The organism is Chryseobacterium taiwanense (assembly GCF_000813825.1).
GTDB lineage: Bacteria > Bacteroidota > Bacteroidia > Flavobacteriales > Weeksellaceae > Chryseobacterium > Chryseobacterium taiwanense.
Genome location: NZ_JWTA01000006.1, coordinates 85,248 through 104,517 on the forward strand (window position 1 = coordinate 85,248; position 19,270 = coordinate 104,517).

A 19,270-nucleotide genomic window follows, 5' to 3' on the forward strand; every position below is an offset into this window, starting at 1 on the left:
TGCTTATTAATTATGACAAAGCGTATGTCCTAAAATTCAGCATTTTTACCTTTCCTGAATCTAAAAGATAAATAAGATTTTCCAGAATATTATCTTTCGGATGATAAGTCAATTGTATCGACAATTCTTCTATTGTTGCCGGTTTTTTAGCTAAAATATTAATAATTTCCAACGAAATATTTTGTCCAAAAACTGAACGTTTCTTTTTTTCGCACACAGAACAATTGCCGCAATTCTTAACATCTTTTTCTCCAAAATAAGAAAGGATAAGCTTCATTTTGCAGTATTGACTATCTTCAAGATAAAACTTCATTTCCTCCCACTTCTGAATTTTGTTTTTTTGAATATGTTCAAAAAGTTTCCAGTAAGAGCTGTTGATCACCCTTTCGTCTCTTGGTTTTAAAAACTTAACACTAGAAAGAGCTCCGTCAATATATTCAACGTAATTTTTTTGTTGTAATTCTTTTAATCTCTCTTTTATTAAATGTACACTTACATCAATTTTATTGCCCACTTGTTGTTCGCTGAACATCACTTTGTGAGTGGCAATTCCGGAAATGGTTCTTAATAAGAGTTCGATAAAATAAGCATCTTTTTGAGGCAACTGATCAATTTCATCAGCTTTCATCAGCAATTGAAGAGAAGAAAGACTTTTATTACTGTTAAAATAAATAATTTCCTGATTGTGCAGAAATCCTAATACATTATTGATTTTTGCCTTAGATAGCTTCGTGAAATTCTGGATTCCGGCTATATTGAGTTGAAAAACCTTCTCTGGAAGTTCATATTCAGCAACCTGAAAAATAGAGTAGAGGTAAGTTATAATTTTTAAGAACTCTGCTTTATTCGGGATTTGGTTTTTTAGAATCTGGTCAAAATTTGAAAGCTCCTGTTTATCCCAAAGCAAGAAGGCAAAACTTTTTTTGCCATCTCTTCCGGTTCTTCCAATTTCCTGATAATAATTTTCAATAGAAGGAGAAGGAGAGAAGTGAATTACAAAACGGACATTATCTTTATCGATTCCCATCCCGAAAGCATTGGTCGATATTAAAACATGCTGGTCACTTTTGTTCCAAATATTTTGTCGGGTATTTTTTTCTTTTGTCATTAATCCTGCATGAAAGAAATCAACATTCTTCAATTGATTTTTATGAAGAAATTCGGTAAGCTGTTCTGCATCTTTTCTTGTTCTTACATACACAATTCCTGACTTTGTAGCATATTTTAAAATGTCAAAAACTCTTTGGTATTTATCAGATACTTCTTCTGAAAATATTTTAATATTATCCCTTTTGAAGCTTTTTTGAAATACGTTTGGATTTTTTAATTCAAGTTTTGTTTTAATTTCATCTAAAACTTTTGGAGTGGCGGTTGCAGTTAAAGCCAAGCAGGCAATTTCAGGATTGTTTTTTCTAAATTCTTTGATATTCTGGTAACTCGGTCTGAAATCCTGTCCCCATTCCGAAATACAGTGTGCTTCGTCCACAGCAATAAATGAGAGCTGAATTTCTTCAATATTTTGTAAAAACTGAGTATTTGTCAATCTTTCCGGAGATACATATAATAATTTTGTAAGCCCGTCTTTACATCTATTGTAAATAACTTCTGCATCAAATTCATCCAATTCGGAAGATAGATATTCTGCTTCAATCTGGCGATTTTTCAGTTGATTTACCTGATCTTTCATAAGGGCAAGTAGCGGTGAAATAACCAAGCATACTCCTTCCCGAAGAAGTGCCGGTAATTGATAGCATAATGATTTTCCCGCTCCTGTAGGTAGTAAGGCGAGTGTATCTTTTGAATGTAGGATAGAATCTATAATTTCTTCTTGAGAATCCCTGAAAGTATCATAGCTCCAAAAATACTTTAGAGTCTCGAATTTTAATTTTTGAAGGTCTTGTGGAGAAATCATAGGGTAAAAGTAAGGAAAGTATTGACATAAAAAAAGTCACGCATTGCGTGACTTTTAAATAATTTATAATAATAATAAAGTTTATTATTTAGCTTCAAAGTAAACCCTTCTGTTTGCTCTGTTTTTCCATTCAGGGCATTTTGTAGCAGGTTCACATTCAGGATACTTAAGATCTTTTTTACCTTTTCCGATAGAGTTTAACTTACCAGACTCAACTCCATTTTTAATTAAGTAGTCTTTTACGTTATTTGCTCTTCTTTCAGATAATTTTTGGTTATAAGCATCAGTTCCTCTTGTATCTGTTGCTCCTACTACTGTATATGTACCACTTGATGAGTTGATATAATTTACAGCGTTGTTAAGAATAGGAGTGTTAGATGGTAAGATTCTATCTGAGTTTAGATCAAATTCGATTCCTTCAAGAGTTCTTGTATCATCTGTTACAGGTCCAGTTGTTACAGGTCCAGTTGGACAACCAGCGTTTTCAACAGGTCCAGGAACAGTTACACACTTATCGTAAAGGTCAATTACACCATCTAAGTCAGTATCAAGAGCAACTCCGGCTCCGTCAACTCTTGCCCCGGCAGGAGTATCAAGTTGTCTGTCCCAATCGTCACAAACACCGTCGTTATCTAAATCACCTTTTTTACAAACTTCAATATCTTGGTTTTTGTTAGCTAAAACATCTAGTTTGTAATATATTTCCTGAAGTGGATCATGCCACATTAAGTGAGATTCGTGTTTACCCAATTTTAAAGTTACCCCTAAAGTTGCATTGAAGAAGTTGTCAGAAATCTGATCTTCTCTTCTGTTGATATCACTGTATTGTGCTCCACCTCCGTCAAACTCATCGTCACCAGTGATTACGTATACTAGTCTACCTTCGATATCAAGTCTACGGTTTACTTTGTATTTAAGACCAGCTCCAGCTTGTCCGAACAGTGCATTTAATTTAAAAGGTTTTATTTCTGTCATTAGCCTTTGCCCCATCTCATCTTTCTGATAAGCTCTGTAAGCTAATGTACCAATACCAGCATAACCATGTAATGCCCATCTGTACGGAGACTTGTTATCAACTCTTCTAAATAAATTTGAAATATTAAGGTCTCCAATTAAAGAGATCGCGTCATATTGAGTTCTTGCACCTACTTGCTGATAAAGGGAAGCATTTGCAGGAGCAGCATTTTTTGTGTTAAACCATCCTTGTCTGGTTTCACCTCTGTCGTATTGTAGTTTTAAACCAAAAGCGTGAGTAATAGCTTTATCAATACTTACGTATGCAGAATACCCGAAAAGATTTTTACCATTACCATTTTTGATTGAAGTTAAATCTGCTGATTGAACCAATGGTACACCGGCTCCTGCTGAAATAGACCAATCATTGAATCTTTTAGATTCTTGAGTGAATCGGGATACATTAGCTGAGCCTGATGAAAAAGTATTAGGATATTTTTCAACTGCTGTTGAATCTTGTGCAAAGCTTACGGCTGGAACCGCCAACGCTAGTGCTACAATTGCTAAACTTATTTTCATAGTGTATTTTTATTATTTAGTTAATTAAATGATTTATTTATTTAGGACAACCAGCATTTTCAACTGGTCCCGGTACAGTTACACATTTATCGTAAAGATCAATTACACCGTCAAGATCCATGTCAAGTGCAACTCCAGCTCCGTCAACTCTTGCGCCTGCAGGAGTGTCAAGTTGTCTGTCCCAATCATCGCAAACTCCGTCATTGTCTTGGTCACCTTTTTCACAAACAACAAAATCTACGTTTGTATTTTCTAAAGTATGAATTCTAGAATACGTTTCTTGTAATGGGTCATGCCAAGCTAAATGAGTAGTGTGTTTACCCAATTTAAATGATAATCCCAAGTTAAAGGTCATCATCGCATCAGAATATGAATCATTGATCAGGTTGTAATCAACTCTGTTTGGTGCTGTTTCATTTCCTCTGCTTACGCCACCTCCATCAAATTCTTCATCAAAGCTGTTAACATACATTACTCTAGCTTCAATGTCAATAAGTTTGGATGCGTTGTATTTAAGACCTACTCCAGCTTGCATAAAGAAAGATTCAATTCCTAATTTCTGATCAACTGAAATAGGGATTCTTTTAGGTGGAACATCGCTCCATCTAGAACCGTCTAAGTCAATTAATTCTGTTTTGTAAGATTGAACACCTCCTCCTATGTAGCCGTGTAAAGCCCAACGGTAAGGGGACATATTATCAACTCTTCTGAAAAGATTAGAAAAATTAATATCTCCTAATAAAGATATTTGTTGATATTTTGTCCATGCGTTGGCAACTCCTGCTGCCGGGTTGTTTGGCAATTCAGCTTGTTGCTTAGTTTTTCCCATTTGATATTGCAAACTTAACCCAAATACATGAGTAATTTGCTTATCTACACTGGCGTAGGCATTCCATCCCCAGTTTACTTTCTTGTCATAAACAGATTTTAAATCTGCAAATGTCATCAATGCAGTACCTCCACCAACTGATATAGACCAGTCGTTGAATTTTCTTGCTTTGTTGTTGAAAGGCTGTACATTGGCAGAACCAGAAGAGAACGTATTAGGGTATTCATCGTAGGAACTAACAGCAATACTGTCCTGTGCATATGTTGCAATAGGCAATGCAGCCAATAATAATAAACCTAATTTCATACAATATGTTTTATGTTTTAGATAAAGTCTTTTAAAATTATCTTAGAGAATTCCCTTTCAAAAAGATGCTTCTGATGAGGGATTTCTAGCTTTTCTGACACAAATTTCAAATTGTCAAACTTCACTATATCAATATCTATTACTCTGTCTGTATATACTCCAAGAGTGCTAGAATCATTTGTTCTTCCCATCTCAATTTCAATCCTTTTGATATGTTTAAGTAACTGAATTGGTGAAAAATGTGTGCATATTACTAATGCAATATTACAAAAAATATTAGAACTAACAAATTCTACGGGTTCAGTTATTAAAAATTCGCTTAAGTTTGTTATATTTCCTACCTCCTGACTGAGTCTATGAATGGCAGTCTCGATGTTTTTTTTTGTATCACCAAGATTACTTCCGAGTAACAAAACGACATTATGTTGCGACATATAGTTCAAAAATAAATTTTATGAAGAGTTTCTTTAAAAATGTATTGGCAAATATAGTTGCATTTGTGATACTATCTGCCGTGTTTTTTTTCTTTTTTATAGTGGTTATTTTCTTCAGTGCAATGAGTGGAGAGAAGTCTGTTGTAGTAAAAAAGAATTCAGTTTTAACAATTAATTTAAAGACAGATATTATAGATAGTCCTACGGAAGAGCAGGCTAGTATATTTAGTGTTAATGATAAGAACAAGAGTATATTATTGTATGATGTTTTAGAGGCTATTAAAAATGCTAAAACAGACGAGAATATTAAAGGGATCAGTATTGAAACGGATGATTTAAATGCAGGGATTACTCAATTGGATGATATCAGAGCTGCTTTAGAAGATTTTAAGAAAAGTGGAAAGTTTGTGTATGCTTATGGAAACGGAGTTTCTCAGTCTACTTATTATTTAGGATCTGTAGCTGATCAGTATTTTTTAAATCCTTCAGGAATGATTGATTTGAAAGGACTTTCAACAGAAGTTACATTCTTCAAAGAATTTGCTGACAAATACGGTATCGGGATTGAAGTAATCAGACATGGTAAATTTAAATCTGCTGTAGAGCCTTTTATAAGAAATGATATCTCTGATGAAAACAGAGAGCAGTTAAGTACTTTGCTTAATGATATTTGGGGAAATACGGCTGCGAAAATATCAGTTTCGAGAAAAATAGATGCAGGTCAGTTCAAAACTGCTGTAGACAGTCTTTACGGAATGATTCCTGAACAAAGCTTAAAATATAAATTGGTAGATAAATTGGTTCAGAAGTCAGAATATGATGATTTTATTAAATCTAAAATCGGAACTTCTAAAGATGATAAACTGAATAAAGTATCTATTACCAATTATATCAATTCACTTAGTGATAAAGATAAATCAGGAGATGGAGTAGCGGTGTTGTATGCGTCAGGTTCTATTAATAACGGAGATAAATATGGAGATATTTATTCTGAAAAATATGTGAAATATATTCAGGAGCTTAAAAATGACGATAAAGTAAAAGCGGTTGTTTTTAGAATCAATTCTCCGGGAGGAAGCGCTAATGCATCAGATGAAATTTTATATGAGCTTCAACAGCTTAAAAAAGTGAAACCAGTAGTGGTGTCGTTTGGAGATTATGCCGCTTCAGGAGGATATTATATTGCCATGGCTGCGGATAAGATTTATTCTGAACCGAATACGCTTACAGGTTCTATCGGAGTTTTTGGAGTAATGCCTTATTATAAAGAGATTGCTAATAAAAACGGGATACGTTCAGATATTGTGGCTACGAATGCTAATTCTGCATATTATTCAGCATTGAACGGACTTACCCCTTACGGAGTTGCACAAGTTACAAGAAGTGTGGAAGGAACTTATAAAAGATTCGTTCACTTTGTAACTCAAAACAGAAAACAAACATTTGAGCAGATTGACAATGTAGGAGGTGGTAGAGTTTGGAGCGGAGTTCGTGCTAAGCAGATTGGTTTGGTAGATGATTTGGGAACCTTAAGTGATGCTGTAAAATTCGCTGCACAAAAAGCCGGATTGAAATCTTATGGCGTAACCTCTTATCCGAAGAAAAAGACCGCTTTTGAACAAATTTTTGATGATTTGAATGAAGATGATATTTCGGCAAGAATTATTAAAAGTAAAATAGGAAAGGCAAACTATGAAATTCTGGAACAGGTTACCAATGAAAAATTGAAATCTGAAGTGAAGATGGAAATGCCTTATCAGATAAAAATCAACTAAATTATATATTGTACAGAAACGGCGGATTTGAATTTTCAAATCCGCCGTTTTATTTTTTTATTTAAAATATTTTTAGCTGCTTTTCTTGGTGGTCATTCCGTAAATCCAGAGGACAATCAGTGCGCCTCCGATGGCTAAAATCCAGCTTCTTGGATTCCAGAATGAAGTGACATCACCCCAGTGTAGAATGTAAACTCCAATAGCTCCTCCTACGAAAGCCCCTACGATTCCCAGAATAATTGTAATCAGCCATCCGCCTCCCTGAGTTCCGGGCATGATCATTTTTGCGATTGCTCCTGCAATAAGTCCGAATAAAATCCATGTTAAAATTCCCATAGTTGCAAATTTTTAAATTGTTAATATTTATGAAATTGATATTGCTAATTTAGGGAAAACATGATAAAAATCATCTTTTCTTGAAGAACGAATCAACAAATTCCGTACCATTGAATAATTGAAGGTCTTGCATTTTCTCGCCTACACCAATATATTTTACCGGAATTTGGAACTGATCGGAAATGCCAATAACGACACCTCCTTTTGCGGTTCCGTCTAGTTTTGTTACAGCTAGAGCGTTTACTTCTGTTGCGGCAGTAAACTGTTTTGCCTGTTCAAATGCATTCTGACCTGTAGAACCGTCCAGAACTAATAAGATCTCATGAGGAGCATCAGGAATAACCTTTTGCATTACTCTTTTGATTTTAGAAAGCTCGTTCATCAAATTGATCTTATTATGAAGTCTTCCTGCTGTATCAATAATAACAACGTCTGCATTTTGAGCAACGGCACTTTGTACGGTATCAAAAGCTACGGAAGCTGGATCAGACCCCATTTCCTGTTTTACGATAGGGACTCCGACTCTTTCACTCCAGATTACCAATTGATCTACAGCAGCAGCTCTAAAGGTGTCTGCGGCTCCTAAAACTACTTTTTTTCCTTCAGTGGTAAATTGGTGGGCTAATTTACCGATCGTGGTTGTTTTTCCAACTCCATTGACTCCTACAACCATAATTACGTATGGTTTTTTAGAGGTGTCGATATTTCCTGTTCCTGCATGAGGGTTTTCAAGCAAAAGTCCTGAAATTTCTTCACGAAGAATTTTGTCTAATTCATTTACGCTAACGTATTTGTCTCGGGCAACACGTTCTTCAATTCTTTCTATGATTTTGATGGTTGTAGAGGCACCCACATCGGAAGCAATAAGTACTTCTTCCAGATTATCCAGAACTTCATCGTCTACTTTGCTTTTGCCGACTACGGCTTTCGTCATTTTTTCAAAGAATCCCTGGTTGGATTTTTCCAATCCTTTATCTAAAGTTTCTTTCTCTTCTTTTTTAAAAATATTTTTGAACCAACTCATAGAATTTTATAATATAAGATGTTGTGTTATCTATTGTTAGGGCAAAGATAACAAAAAAACTACCCAAAAGCTGAGTAGTTTTTTATATTGTAAATAAAGCGTAGATTATTTTTTCAAATAACCGTCTACTTCGTCTGCATTCATTACTTTTTCTTCGAAAACGTAAGCACCTGATTTAGATGACTTCACCATTTTCACAACTTTAGTCATTTTTTTAGACCCAGTTTGTAGGGTTGCTACTACCTTCTTTGCCATGGTAAATTATATTTTATAAATTACTTGATTTCTTTGTGTACGGTTACTTTTTTAAGAACAGGATTGTACTTCTTAAGCTCCAATCTCTCTGTAGTGTTCTTTTTGTTTTTAGTAGTGATGTATCTAGACATTCCTGCTACTCCGCTTTCTTTATGCTCTGTGCATTCAAGAATTACTTGAACTCTATTTCCTTTTTTTGCCATGATTTATTAATTCTTTTTAATCAATCCGTTTCTAGTAGCTCTTTCAATAGCTTCCTCGATTCCAATCTTGTTAATCACTCTCAATCCATGAGCTGATACTTTCAGTGTTACGTGCTTATCTTGCTCCGGAAGGTAAAACTTCTTCTCCAATAAGTTAATTTCAAAACGACGCTTCGTTTTGTTATTAGCGTGAGAAACGTTGTTACCAACCATTGCACGCTTTCCTGTTATTTGGCAAATTCTTGACATATCTCGATGTTCTTATTTGTATAATATTTGAGGTTGCAAAATAACGAAGAATTTTTTAGATAGACAAATGTTTTAAAATTTATTTTTCAATTAGTTATAATAATTTTTAAGAAATAAGACTCTTAAGCCTTTTGTTTAGAGGTCTTTTTCTGAAACCATTTTATGATAAAATAAAATAATAAAAATCCTAATGCAAAGATAGAGAATCGGGTAAGGAGGTCTCCTGCTTTTACATAGAATGTTTGTTTTTCATACAGATTGATTTTTGAGAATAAGGTGGTTTTATCTCCATAGAAAGTGTCTTCTACGATTTCTCCTTTGGCATTGATATGAGCAGAAATACCACTATTCGCTGCACGTGCAATTTCTCTTCGGGTTTCTATAGCTCTTAGTTTTGCATAAGAAAGAAGCTGTCTATGACCTTCGGAAACGCCCCACCAGGAATCGTTGGTCATGATTCCTAAAAAGTTGGCTCCTTTTTTTACATATTCTGTCACAAATTCTCCATAAATACTTTCGTAGCAAATAATGGGAGCGATCTTTCCTTTGTTGTAAGGATTTGAAAAGGCAACCCTCTCTTTGTCTGTTCCCAATGAAGCAACAGTTCCTCCGAGATTAATCATGGCATCCCCTAAAATAGGCTTTAAATAGTTCATATAAGGGAAGATTTCCACACCGGGAACCAATTTCCCCTTGTGATAAACTTCTACTTGCTGATTAGGGACGATCTGAACGGCTGTATTGTATCTTTCAACCCAAAGGTCTGTATTGAGTTGATAAGCGTCTTTTGGTAGGTTATTATTGCTTGTGAATAATTTATGTGAAGAAATTCCTGTTGCAAAAACAGAGCCGGGATGTTTTGAGAGAAATTCTTTTACATTGTAGAGAATCAAACTTTTTTCAAAAGCTGTTTCAGAAATTGATCCTCTTCCGGGAAGTGCTGTTTCCGGAGCGATGTAATAATCAATTTTTTCTTTTGAGTTTCTTTCCGCAAGACTTAAAAGATCATTTTCGATCGTTAAACTATCGATCGAATATTTTTCATCATAAGGATCAAGATCGGGTTGAAGCATCAAAACATTGACGGTTCCAACAGGTTTCTCGTCAAAATTATTGTATTTAATCAAAGAGATCATCATTGGAATTGCGATAAGTCCTACTACAATTGATGAATTCGTGATCAAATCTTTTCTCTTTCTGCCCGCTTCCCAAGTTCTTATAGTGTAAAATAATAACACATTAATTAATAAGATCCAGAAACTTCCGCCTGTTGCCCCCAATGTATCGTACCATTGAACTAATTTTGGATATTCTGAAAATGAATTTCCTAAATTCAGCCATGGCCATGTTAATTCCCAGTTTAAATGGAATTTTTCAAAACTCATCCAGATCGCAACAAAAAATGCCAATCCCCAATAAGTTCCCTGCGCGTTTTTGTACCAGTGATAGCATTGAAATACTAATGAATATAGCAAAGAATTGATTAAGACAGGAAATAAAACAGCCATTAAAGAATGGCTTCCGTCCGGATTTTTTGATCCGTACAACCAGCCTGTCGTCACAATATTCCAGATGATAAAACATAAGTAGGAGAGTCCGAAAATAACCCATCCTTTTCTTTTGTAGTTGGAAAATTTAGAAATGCCATGTTCCATCATTAAAAGCGGAACCAGAGCTGTAAATATAAAAAACGGTACTCCGTAAGTAGGCCATGAAATCGACAGCAACATTGCTGAGATAAGCGTAAGTAAAACGTATTTCATTAAATTAATTTAACACACAAATTTAATGTTTTTGAAATGAATAAATTTGTAATCGATGTTAAAGAAATTTTATAAAATTATTATTGTTCCTTATACTTTATTTTTACTCTATCTGATGTTTTTTGGGATGGGAAGAACGCAGATGGAGGATAATTTATTGACTATAGAGCCGATATTTTCTACTATAAACTTTATTAAAGGCTGTATCTCCTGGAAAGATATTGTAGTCATCGTTGTAGGAAATGTAGTGATGTTTATTCCTTTCGGATTTTTGGGCTGGATTTTTCCTGAGCTTAAAGAATTAAAAAGCTTGCTTTTTACTTTTATTTCAGCAATTACCATTGTTGAAGCCATTCAGTATTTTACAAGAATGGGGATTTTTGAAGTGGATGATATTATTTTGAATACGTTTGGCGTGTTTTTAGGCTTTTTGATAAGAGGAATTGTAGAAAAGAAATTCAAGAATTGGGTTGCATGAATTGTTAAAATAGACTTTAATCAGTTCAGTATATTTTATAAACTATCCGTTCAATTCCTTAGCTCGTTTTTCTGCATTTAAGATTCCTTTTTTCAGGATTTCTTTGCAGTTATCTTCGTTGAAAGTTTGTAAAGCTGCTTCGGTGGTTCCGCCTTTTGAGGCAACATCTTTGATGAGTTCTTCGAGGCTTTTTTCAGAATTATTCATCAGGTGATAAGCGCCCAACATGGTCTGTTTTACGAAAAGTTTAGAAAGATTTTCTTCGATTCCCATTTCAACTCCGGCTTTTATCATGGCATCAACGATGTAATAGAAATAAGCTGGTCCGCTTCCTGAAAGAGCCGTGACGCCATCTAATAGCTCTTCATCTTCCAAATAAACCGATCTTCCGGTGGAGTTCAGCAGTCTTTCGATATTGATTAATTGGCTGAAAGAAATTCCTTCTGCTGCTGTATATCCGGTGATTCCCATTCCTAAAAGAGTAGGAGAGTTTGGCATTGCTCTGACAACTAGCTTATGATTTAATAATTTCTGAATTTTTTCTATTTTAATTCCAGCCATAATAGATAAGACCATCTGATTATCTTTTAGCTGAAACTTGAAATTTTCGGTCACCTGCTGAAAATCCTGAGGTTTTACGGCGATGATTATTAATTCCACGTCTAATTCTTTAACTTCATCAAAAGCTAAAATTTTCGACTTGGGAAAGTCTTCTGATATTTTTGAAAACTTGGATTGATTTCTTGTGATTAAATATAAATTTTCAGGTTTGATCAATTCGTATTTCAAAAATGATTTTGAGAAGGATAATCCCATGTTTCCGGCTCCAAGAATAGCTATTTTCATAAATTTAATTGAATAGGATAAATTTATGAATTCTTTCGGGAATTAAAGGGTTCTTAAAATCAACTCGAGCTCTGAACAATTTTTATCATATAATATTCACCTCTCTTTCCAGCTCAATTCCGTATTTATATTTTACGGAATTAATAATTTCTGTAGAAAAGTCAAAAATTTCCTTTCCTGTTGCATTTCCTGTTGTATTGATGATGACTAAAGCCTGAAGTTTGTGTGAAGCTACATTTCCAATTTGTTTCCCTTTCCAGCCGGATTGTTCGATTAGCCAGCCTGCAGGAACTTTTACAACATCTCCATTGGGATATCCTTGGATGTTTTCAAATTTTGTCTTTAATTCTTCAAATTGTGCTAAAGGAATCGTAGGGTTTTTAAAAAAACTTCCTGCATTTCCGATCTCTTTTGGATCCGGAAGTTTGCTTTGTCTGATGTTGACAACGGCTTTAGAAATATCCTGAATAGTAGGTTCTTGAATTCCTAAAATGTCCAATTCAGATTTGATCGCTCCATATTCTGTTTTAATATGGTGATTTTTTGTTGTAAGCTTAAATGTAACTTCAAGGATTACATATTTTCCTTTGCCTTCCTGCTTGAAAATTGAATCACGATATCCGAATCTGCATTCCGCAAGATCGAATTCTTTGAGCTCAAAATTTTCTAAATCCAGTACTTGGCAGCTTACGAAAACATCTTTTATTTCAGTTCCATAAGCTCCGATATTTTGCATAGGAGAGGTGCCTACATTTCCGGGGATTAAAGAAAGATTTTCCAGCCCACCATAGTTTTTATCTAAACAAAACATAACGAAATTATGCCAGTTCTCACCTGCTTTAGCGGTTACCTGTACTTCGTTTTCATTCATGATCTCTTCAGAAATACCTTTTAAACTCAATTTAATGGTAAGTCCGTCAAAATCTTTAGTAAATAGAATATTACTTCCCCCTCCCAAAAATAAAACCGGAAGTTTTGGTGATTGAGAATTTGAGAATTTGATTGCTTCTTTTAATTCTTCTATTGTGGTGACTTCAACGAAATATTTCGCTTTAGCTTCTACTCCGAAAGTGTTATAAGCTTTTAATGAAAAATTTTCTTGCATGAGTTTATGGATGTTCTGTTGGAAGTATTTTTTCTAATTGTGATTTGAATCGTGCAAATTGCTTGTAATGAAGACTGTCATTATAAGAATTGACATAAACATGAGATTTCCTTGATGTTTTGATCTGGAATACTTCATCAATTCCTCCTTTAGCTTGTACGCTTTCGGAGCTTTTGATATGATTTAACGTTTTGAGATCAAAAGAAGAGATGAGCTTTTTCCATATTTGGGGTTGTATTTTGGAAGCCCATTGTTTATGAGTTTGTCGGGTTGTATTTCCCTGTTCGGATGTAATGGAGTCTTTGGTGATTTTTATGATATTGTAATTTCCCAGATTTCCACTGACATTAGAGTAGCTGATAAACGTGATTTCATTGTTCTTAGGAGTGTTTTTTTTAACTTCCTGAGTACAAGAAAAAAAAGTCAGCAATAAAATTGTTGAAAAGAATATTTTCAAACATAAAAATTTTATTGCTGACATTGTATGGTATTAAAGGTTGAATTCTAATCTGTATTGCTGTAAAGCATCTTTTAGAATTTCTGCACTTCTTTTTAAATCCTCTTCTTTAAGGACATAGGCAATTCTTACCTGTTTTTTACCTAATTCAGGATTGCTATAGAAACCTCCTGCAGGAGCAACCATAATCGTTTCGTTATTGTTTGAGTAGTTTTCCAATAACCATTGTGCAAACTTTTCGCTATCGTCCACAGGAAGTTCTGCTACACAATAGAAAGCTCCTTTTGGTTTCGGACAGATCACTCCTGGAATCGCATTCAGTTGATCTACCAAAATATTTCTTCTGTGAGTATATTCTTCTCTTACAGCTCTGATGTAAGCTCCGTCATTTTGATGTGCTGCTGTAGCTGCAATTTGTCCTAAAAGAACTGGGCTCAATCTTGCCTGTGCAAAAAGCATTGCTGCATCATGGATTTTTTTAGAACGGGTGATCATACATCCGATTCTTACTCCACACATCGAATAACGCTTAGATTCTGAATCGATGATGATACAGTTTTCGCTTAATTCAGGGAAAGCAAGCATTGAAATCTGTTGTTTTCCATCATATACGTATTCTCTGTATACTTCATCTGAAATAACAACGATATCATATTTTAAAGCAATTTCTGCCAATTTTTGTAATTCTTCACGAGTGTAAAGATACCCTGTAGGATTTCCTGGATTACAGATAACAATAGCTCTTGTTTTTTCTGTAATTTTCTTTTCAAACTCTTCAATTGGAGGAAGTGCAAAACCGGTATCAATTGTTGAAGGAACTGCTACTACATGCACATTGAAAGTGCTTGTGAATCCGTTATAATTAGCGTAATAAGGTTCTGGGATGATTACTTCATCTCCGTCATCACATAATGTTGAGATGGCAAAGTTTAAAGCTTCCGAACCTCCGTTGGTTACAATAAAATTATCAGGCGTAAGATCTGTAAAGTCTAAAGAATGATAATACTCTGTAAGAGCTTTTCTGTATTCTAAATTACCTTCGGAAAGCGCATATTCTAATACTTTTAAATCAATGTTTTTTAAAGCATTCAGTGCGGTTTCAGGAGTTTCAATATCTGGTTGTCCGATATTAAGGTGGTATACTTTTGTTCCTTTCTGTTTAGCTTTTAAGGCAAAAGGAACCAGTTTTCTTACCGGTGAAGGTGGCATCTGTTGTGCTCTGTTTGAAATATTAGGCATTATTTTTTATCTAAAAATTGGTTGCACAAAAATAGCAAAATATTTTATCTAAGAATTGAATAAGAGAGACTAAATCTAATATGCTATGTGTTAAATAATAATTGTGATATATTCGTTGTTTTGTTTTTTTTAGTGTATTTTTCTTTTAATTAAACGTTTGTTTTTTGTTTAATTTATTTAGTTTTTGTATAAATATTGAAAAATAATCAAATTATCTATTGCGGTTTTGGATTAAATTCATAGTTTTACGCCAGACTAATAAAAAATTTTTATGAGAAAAAATCAACCAGCTCTTGTGCTTGGTGCATTAGGACTATTTGCGAGTTCTTTTGCTTTAGCACAAAACTATCAGCAAATGCCTATTCAATCAGGTCTTACAGCGGATGTAATTGCAAATGGAACAGGCTCGTCGTCAGTTACTACAAATAACGATGTAGATGGAGTTTCTTATGCTTTTGTAGCTAAGGATTTCTTGCTAACAGCAACAAGTGCACCTATTACATATGGCCTTCCTGTTGATGGGATTATTAATTCCATCGTAACAACAACTCCGGGATTGAGCTATCAATTAGCAAGTTTAAGTGCAAACAATTCCTTGAGGCTAGCTGCAGTTAATGATTCAGGAATTTTAACGTTTACAACACCAAAAGCAGCTACTAAATTGTATATGCTTTCTACAAGTGGAAGTGGAAGTTCGACGGTTTCTGTTACAGTAAACTTTTCAGATGGTACAAACCAGCAGTTTACTGGTATTAGTATTGCTGACTGGTATACCGGTACTAATATTGCGCTTCAGGGATTTGGTAGAATTAAAAAACCAGGAGCAACACCTGCTACCGGTGATGATGTTCCATCACCTGAAGGAGGAACTAACCCAAGACTATATCAGAATGAATTTGTTATAAGTGCTGCTAATCAAACAAAACTTATCCAAAGTGTTACTGTGGCAAAAACGGCAGGTTCTGGATTACCAAATATTTTTGCTTTCTCAGCGGATGCGTATTCAACTTGTACTCCTCCTACTTTGCAGCCAGTTGGAACAATTACGGCTAATTCAGCAGCAATCTCATGGACTGCTCCTACAGGATCAACTGTAGCCAGCTATGATATTTACTATAGTACATCTAATACAATTCCTACAAGTGCTGCAACTCCTAATTTCCCTGGTGAAACAGGAACAACCAAGACTATTCCGGGATTGAATTCGAATACTGTTTACTATTATTGGGTAAGAACAAATTGTAGTACAGGAACAAGTCAAAGTGCATGGTCTTTTGGAGGAACATTTAAAACAGCTTGTTCTATTTTTACTGTTCCATATACGGAGAATTTTGATACTACGAGTACAGGTACAGCATCGAATCTTACGGTACCAAGCTGTTGGTCGTATTTAGAAACTGCTTCATCTGCTGGTTATGGATATGTAACAACAACTTCTCCTAATTCTTCTCCTAATTCTTATTATCTGTATAACTCATCTGATAATACAGGTAGTCAAATGTTGGTTTCACCTCCAACTACAAACCTTTCAAGTGGTACGAAACGAGTTAGATTCTATGCAAGAGGCAGTTCGGCGGGCTATTCATTATTGGTAGGGACTTTATCAAATGCTGCGGATCCTACTACTTTTACGCCAATTGGTTCTGCTATTACATTGACTGCCACTCAGACTCAATATACTGTTAATATTCCTTCAGGTATTGATACACAATTAGCATTTAAACATGGTTTAGGAGGAACGTATCGTTCCATCTATCTTGATGATATTACGGTTCAGGAAATCCCTTCTTGTCTAGAGCCAACAGGAGTATCTGCTTCGGCTATTACATCTTCAGGAGCTACTGTAGGTTGGACTGCTCCTGCAACAGTGCCAGCAAATGGATATGAAGTGTATTACAGTACTTCAAATGTAGCGCCGACATCTACTACTGTTTTAAATTCTACTAATTCAACGCCATCTCCAACAACATCTACTCCAATAAGCGGGTTATCTCCTGCTACTACTTATTACGTATGGGTGCGTTCTGTATGTAGTGGTACGGATAAAAGTATTTGGTCCTTACAAACGACATTTGTTACAGCTTGTGTGTCAGTAGCAACATTTACTCAAAACTTTGATACTACGGCTGTGGATTCATTACCTTCTTGTTGGGCGAGTATCGGTTCAACCGCTAGTTACGCTAGAGTATATGCATCTACAGCTATGTCTGCTCCAAATGCAATGTATATTTATACGTCCGGAACTTCTACGGGTATGGTTTCAACGCCGGAACTTTCAACATTGCAATCAGGTAGCTATGTTCTTAAGTTTAAAGGAAGGGGTAATTCGTCTGCCGGTGGAGTTGTGCAGATAGGTTATTTAACAAACCCAACAGATACTTCTACTTTTGTATCTATTGGTTCATACACAGCATCTAGTACGACAACTGTTGATAATTATTCGTTAAATATTACAGGAATACCTGCTGGAGTTACTAAACTGGTGTTAAAACATACTGGGGCTCCTGCTTATAGCGTACTTCTTGATGATATAAGTTATGAACTTAATGGATTGGCAACTTCAGAAACATCGGTTAAGAAAAATGAGATTAGTGCATATCCAAATCCATTTACAGATGTCTTAAATATTTCTGATATCAAAAATGTAAAATCTGTTTCTATTGTAGATATTGCAGGAAGATTAATTAAAAATATTGAAAGTCCTTCTTCTACTCTTCACTTAGGAGACTTGAAACAAGGAGTGTATTTGGTTGTTCTGAATATGAACGATGGTTCAAAACAGACAATCAAAGCGATAAAGAAATAAATATTGTCTTTTGATTATGAAAGCGGCTTTACTCGTGGTAAAGTCGCTTTTTGTTTTTGAAGGAATGGAATTCTTTAATATAAAAATTGCTAATTTTAGATCGTTAAAAATTATAATACAATGCAAATTCCCGCGATTTCAATAGACGATTATATCTCAAAGATTCCTGAAGAAAGACAGGAAGTTTTCAAGAAACTTTTTGATACTGTTAATGATAATTTACCAAAAGGATTTTCCGAAAATATAAGTTATGGAATGATTGGTTGGGCGGTTCCGCTTGAAACCTATCCTCCGGGCTATCATTGTACTCCCAATACACCGCTTCCCTTCATTGGTTTAGCATCTCAGAAAAACTTTATTGCGCTGTATCATATGGGGATTTATGCTAAACCGGAATTGTTGGATTGGTTTGTTGAAGAATTTCCAAAACATTCAAAAAGGAAATTAGATATGGGGAAATCTTGCGTTCGTTTTAAAAAAGTGGATGATATTCCTCTTGAACTGATTGCTGAATTGAGTAAAAAAATGACTGTAGATGAATGGATTGAAACCTATGAAAAGAATTATAAAAAATAAGATTTTCACAACTTTTTTATCTCTTTGCATAGCTCTGTTTGTTATTTCAGGGTGTGCAGGAGCTAAAAGCTCAGGGTTACAAAACGGAGATTTACTTTTTGTTACGGCAAAAGAATCAGGTTTATCCGGAGCGATCAATAACGTTACACAAAAAGAAAAGAATGCGTCTTTCGATCATATTGGGGTTTTGGAAAAGATCGGGGGAGATTATTTTGTACTTCATGCTTCTCCCAAAAGAGGGTCAGATAAACTGAAGCTTAAAGATTTTGTGGAAGATCAGAAAAATGATGGACAAGCTATTATTGTTTATAGATTAAAGCCTGAATATCAAAACGCAATTCCTGATGCTATTGCTAAAGGAAATTCAATGTTGGGGAAACCTTACAATTTTAATTATATCTTAAGTGAAGATTCTTACTATTGTTCAGATTTTATAGAGAGGATTTTTAGAAAAGATCATGTTTTTACATTGGAACCAATGACTTTTATCGATCCTAAAACAGGAAAGATCAATGAGTTTTGGCAGAAATTTTATAGTGAGAAAAATCTCAAAGTTCCGGAAGGAGAATTGGGATGTAATCCCAACGGTTTGGCAGGATCTTCAAAAATAGAAAGAATAAGAGAACTTAAATAATGTACTAAAGAAGCGTAATTGCTTCTTTTTTTTATTTCAAGAAAAATTTAAAAAATATTAGTCTATTAATTTGGTAGACTAATATTTTTTTATATTTTTGTCCTGTATTTAATAACAAATAACAATATGTATTTCAGAAAATAACTATTTAATCAAAAACCTAGATGTTATGATCACAAATTTGCAATCACTGCCTAACAACGTAAACCTTATCAAGAAAGAGCTGATTTTAGAAATAGAATTGAATGGGAAAATGAAATTTGATCATTTACTCAATATCATCTATCAGCAAATGGGAATGTGTTATAAGCTTTTGAATGCAGATGTAGAATACATCAACGGAAATGATTTCGGTTCATTTCAATTATACCTTAATGCCACTTCAGAAGATTTTCAGCAGCTTGAATTTTTTCTGAATAAAAATAAACTTTTGAATACGACTGTAGAATATGTCTGCAGAAAGTACTCTTAGTTGTGTAGATCCATATAGTTTGAGAAGCGTTCATTTAT

Annotated in this window: 20 protein-coding genes; 6 read left to right on the top strand and 14 right to left on the bottom strand. The window is 34.5% G+C overall.

Going from position 1 to position 19,270, the window contains the following annotated elements; genetic code table 11:
* Positions 1-10: 10 nt before the first annotated feature.
* From RM51_RS09305 to folK, 4 genes are all read right to left on the bottom strand, one after another.
* Positions 11-1,912: a RecQ family ATP-dependent DNA helicase gene (locus RM51_RS09305; RefSeq protein ID WP_039368084.1), complete on the bottom strand. Its 1,902-nt coding sequence runs from the start codon at positions 1,910-1,912 to the stop codon at positions 11-13.
* A gap of 84 nt (positions 1,913-1,996) precedes the next feature.
* A complete protein-coding gene (locus RM51_RS09310) occupies positions 1,997-3,445 on the bottom strand; it encodes an OmpA family protein (RefSeq protein WP_039368087.1) in 1,449 nt (482 codons plus the stop codon).
* A 37-nt stretch (positions 3,446-3,482) separates the two neighbouring features.
* On the bottom strand, positions 3,483-4,580 hold the full coding sequence (locus tag RM51_RS09315; RefSeq protein WP_039368090.1) for a flagellar motor protein MotB: 1,098 nt from the start codon (positions 4,578-4,580) through the stop codon (positions 3,483-3,485).
* A gap of 17 nt (positions 4,581-4,597) precedes the next feature.
* Complete coding sequence (gene folK, locus RM51_RS09320) at positions 4,598-5,014, bottom strand: 2-amino-4-hydroxy-6-hydroxymethyldihydropteridine diphosphokinase (RefSeq protein ID WP_039368094.1); 417 nt, start codon at positions 5,012-5,014, stop codon at positions 4,598-4,600.
* Positions 5,015-5,034: 20 nt separating this feature from the next.
* Here folK and sppA point away from each other — a divergent pair, with 20 nt between their 5' ends.
* Positions 5,035-6,789, top strand: coding sequence for a signal peptide peptidase SppA (gene sppA / locus RM51_RS09325; protein WP_039368096.1), 1,755 nt, complete (start codon positions 5,035-5,037; stop codon positions 6,787-6,789).
* A 72-nt stretch (positions 6,790-6,861) separates the two neighbouring features.
* Here sppA and RM51_RS09330 read toward each other — a convergent pair whose 3' ends face one another.
* The 6 genes from RM51_RS09330 to lnt all read right to left on the bottom strand — a co-directional run bounded on the left by RM51_RS09330 (position 6,862) and on the right by lnt (position 10,619).
* Positions 6,862-7,125: a GlsB/YeaQ/YmgE family stress response membrane protein gene (locus RM51_RS09330; protein ID WP_039368100.1), complete on the bottom strand. Its 264-nt coding sequence runs from the start codon at positions 7,123-7,125 to the stop codon at positions 6,862-6,864.
* A 70-nt stretch (positions 7,126-7,195) separates the two neighbouring features.
* Positions 7,196-8,149, bottom strand: coding sequence for a signal recognition particle-docking protein FtsY (ftsY, locus tag RM51_RS09335; protein ID WP_039368102.1), 954 nt, complete (start codon positions 8,147-8,149; stop codon positions 7,196-7,198).
* Positions 8,150-8,254: 105 nt separating this feature from the next.
* A complete protein-coding gene (locus tag RM51_RS19290; RefSeq protein WP_065722020.1) occupies positions 8,255-8,404 on the bottom strand; it encodes a DUF4295 family protein in 150 nt (49 codons plus the stop codon).
* A gap of 20 nt (positions 8,405-8,424) precedes the next feature.
* Positions 8,425-8,607 carry a 50S ribosomal protein L33 gene (gene rpmG / locus RM51_RS09340; RefSeq protein ID WP_039368104.1) on the bottom strand — a complete coding sequence of 61 codons (183 nt, stop codon included), beginning with the start codon at positions 8,605-8,607 and terminating at the stop codon, positions 8,425-8,427.
* Between the two features lie 6 nt (positions 8,608-8,613).
* Positions 8,614-8,856, bottom strand: a complete 243-nt coding sequence (gene rpmB, locus RM51_RS09345) for a 50S ribosomal protein L28 (RefSeq protein ID WP_002976757.1) — start codon at positions 8,854-8,856, stop codon at positions 8,614-8,616.
* Positions 8,857-8,978: 122 nt separating this feature from the next.
* A complete protein-coding gene (lnt, locus tag RM51_RS09350) occupies positions 8,979-10,619 on the bottom strand; it encodes an apolipoprotein N-acyltransferase (protein ID WP_039368118.1) in 1,641 nt (546 codons plus the stop codon).
* Between the two features lie 55 nt (positions 10,620-10,674).
* On the opposite strand from lnt, the gene RM51_RS09355 reads away from it, so the two are divergent.
* Positions 10,675-11,097: a VanZ family protein gene (locus tag RM51_RS09355; protein ID WP_039368121.1), complete on the top strand. Its 423-nt coding sequence runs from the start codon at positions 10,675-10,677 to the stop codon at positions 11,095-11,097.
* Between the two features lie 42 nt (positions 11,098-11,139).
* On the opposite strand, the gene proC is transcribed toward RM51_RS09355, so the two are convergent.
* The 4 genes from proC to RM51_RS09375 all read right to left on the bottom strand — a co-directional run bounded on the left by proC (position 11,140) and on the right by RM51_RS09375 (position 14,744).
* Positions 11,140-11,943 carry a pyrroline-5-carboxylate reductase gene (gene proC / locus RM51_RS09360; protein WP_039368124.1) on the bottom strand — a complete coding sequence of 268 codons (804 nt, stop codon included), beginning with the start codon at positions 11,941-11,943 and terminating at the stop codon, positions 11,140-11,142.
* An 85-nt stretch (positions 11,944-12,028) separates the two neighbouring features.
* A complete protein-coding gene (gene murB, locus RM51_RS09365; protein WP_039368127.1) occupies positions 12,029-13,048 on the bottom strand; it encodes a UDP-N-acetylmuramate dehydrogenase in 1,020 nt (339 codons plus the stop codon).
* 4 nt (positions 13,049-13,052) lie between these two features.
* Entirely contained in the window at positions 13,053-13,505 is a 453-nt protein-coding gene (locus RM51_RS09370) for a hypothetical protein (RefSeq protein ID WP_228375796.1), read from the bottom strand.
* A 33-nt stretch (positions 13,506-13,538) separates the two neighbouring features.
* Positions 13,539-14,744: a pyridoxal phosphate-dependent aminotransferase gene (locus RM51_RS09375; protein WP_039368132.1), complete on the bottom strand. Its 1,206-nt coding sequence runs from the start codon at positions 14,742-14,744 to the stop codon at positions 13,539-13,541.
* Positions 14,745-15,015: 271 nt separating this feature from the next.
* On the opposite strand from RM51_RS09375, the gene RM51_RS09380 reads away from it, so the two are divergent.
* The 4 genes from RM51_RS09380 to RM51_RS09395 all read left to right on the top strand — a co-directional run bounded on the left by RM51_RS09380 (position 15,016) and on the right by RM51_RS09395 (position 19,232).
* Positions 15,016-17,550, top strand: coding sequence for a fibronectin type III domain-containing protein (locus RM51_RS09380; protein ID WP_039368134.1), 2,535 nt, complete (start codon positions 15,016-15,018; stop codon positions 17,548-17,550).
* A 120-nt stretch (positions 17,551-17,670) separates the two neighbouring features.
* Positions 17,671-18,126: a DUF1801 domain-containing protein gene (locus RM51_RS09385; RefSeq protein WP_039368136.1), complete on the top strand. Its 456-nt coding sequence runs from the start codon at positions 17,671-17,673 to the stop codon at positions 18,124-18,126.
* Positions 18,104-18,760 (top strand): YiiX/YebB-like N1pC/P60 family cysteine hydrolase, encoded by a 657-nt coding sequence (locus tag RM51_RS09390; RefSeq protein WP_039368170.1) that lies wholly within the window; start codon positions 18,104-18,106, stop codon positions 18,758-18,760. Before RM51_RS09385 ends, RM51_RS09390 begins: the two co-directional genes overlap by 23 nt.
* Positions 18,761-18,929: 169 nt before the next feature.
* Positions 18,930-19,232: an NIL domain-containing protein gene (locus tag RM51_RS09395; RefSeq protein WP_039368139.1), complete on the top strand. Its 303-nt coding sequence runs from the start codon at positions 18,930-18,932 to the stop codon at positions 19,230-19,232.
* The last annotated feature ends 38 nt before the right edge of the window (positions 19,233-19,270 follow it).

Bases quoted from the DNA above. Each gene is read 5' to 3' on its own strand.
- RM51_RS09305 (WP_039368084.1), bottom strand. From the start codon at position 1,912: ATGATTTCTCCACAAGACCTTCAAAAATTAAAATTCGAGACTCTAAAG.
- RM51_RS09310 (WP_039368087.1), bottom strand. From the start codon at position 3,445: ATGAAAATAAGTTTAGCAATTGTAGCACTAGCGTTGGCGGTTCCAGCC.
- RM51_RS09315 (WP_039368090.1), bottom strand. From the start codon at position 4,580: ATGAAATTAGGTTTATTATTATTGGCTGCATTGCCTATTGCAACATAT.
- folK (WP_039368094.1), bottom strand. From the start codon at position 5,014: ATGTCGCAACATAATGTCGTTTTGTTACTCGGAAGTAATCTTGGTGAT.
- sppA (WP_039368096.1), top strand. From the start codon at position 5,035: ATGAAGAGTTTCTTTAAAAATGTATTGGCAAATATAGTTGCATTTGTG.
- RM51_RS09330 (WP_039368100.1), bottom strand. From the start codon at position 7,125: ATGGGAATTTTAACATGGATTTTATTCGGACTTATTGCAGGAGCAATC.
- ftsY (WP_039368102.1), bottom strand. From the start codon at position 8,149: ATGAGTTGGTTCAAAAATATTTTTAAAAAAGAAGAGAAAGAAACTTTA.
- RM51_RS19290 (WP_065722020.1), bottom strand. From the start codon at position 8,404: ATGGCAAAGAAGGTAGTAGCAACCCTACAAACTGGGTCTAAAAAAATG.
- rpmG (WP_039368104.1), bottom strand. From the start codon at position 8,607: ATGGCAAAAAAAGGAAATAGAGTTCAAGTAATTCTTGAATGCACAGAG.
- rpmB (WP_002976757.1), bottom strand. From the start codon at position 8,856: ATGTCAAGAATTTGCCAAATAACAGGAAAGCGTGCAATGGTTGGTAAC.
- lnt (WP_039368118.1), bottom strand. From the start codon at position 10,619: ATGAAATACGTTTTACTTACGCTTATCTCAGCAATGTTGCTGTCGATT.
- RM51_RS09355 (WP_039368121.1), top strand. From the start codon at position 10,675: ATGTTAAAGAAATTTTATAAAATTATTATTGTTCCTTATACTTTATTT.
- proC (WP_039368124.1), bottom strand. From the start codon at position 11,943: ATGAAAATAGCTATTCTTGGAGCCGGAAACATGGGATTATCCTTCTCA.
- murB (WP_039368127.1), bottom strand. From the start codon at position 13,048: ATGCAAGAAAATTTTTCATTAAAAGCTTATAACACTTTCGGAGTAGAA.
- RM51_RS09375 (WP_039368132.1), bottom strand. From the start codon at position 14,744: ATGCCTAATATTTCAAACAGAGCACAACAGATGCCACCTTCACCGGTA.
- RM51_RS09380 (WP_039368134.1), top strand. From the start codon at position 15,016: ATGAGAAAAAATCAACCAGCTCTTGTGCTTGGTGCATTAGGACTATTT.
- RM51_RS09385 (WP_039368136.1), top strand. From the start codon at position 17,671: ATGCAAATTCCCGCGATTTCAATAGACGATTATATCTCAAAGATTCCT.
- RM51_RS09390 (WP_039368170.1), top strand. From the start codon at position 18,104: ATGAAAAGAATTATAAAAAATAAGATTTTCACAACTTTTTTATCTCTT.
- RM51_RS09395 (WP_039368139.1), top strand. From the start codon at position 18,930: ATGATCACAAATTTGCAATCACTGCCTAACAACGTAAACCTTATCAAG.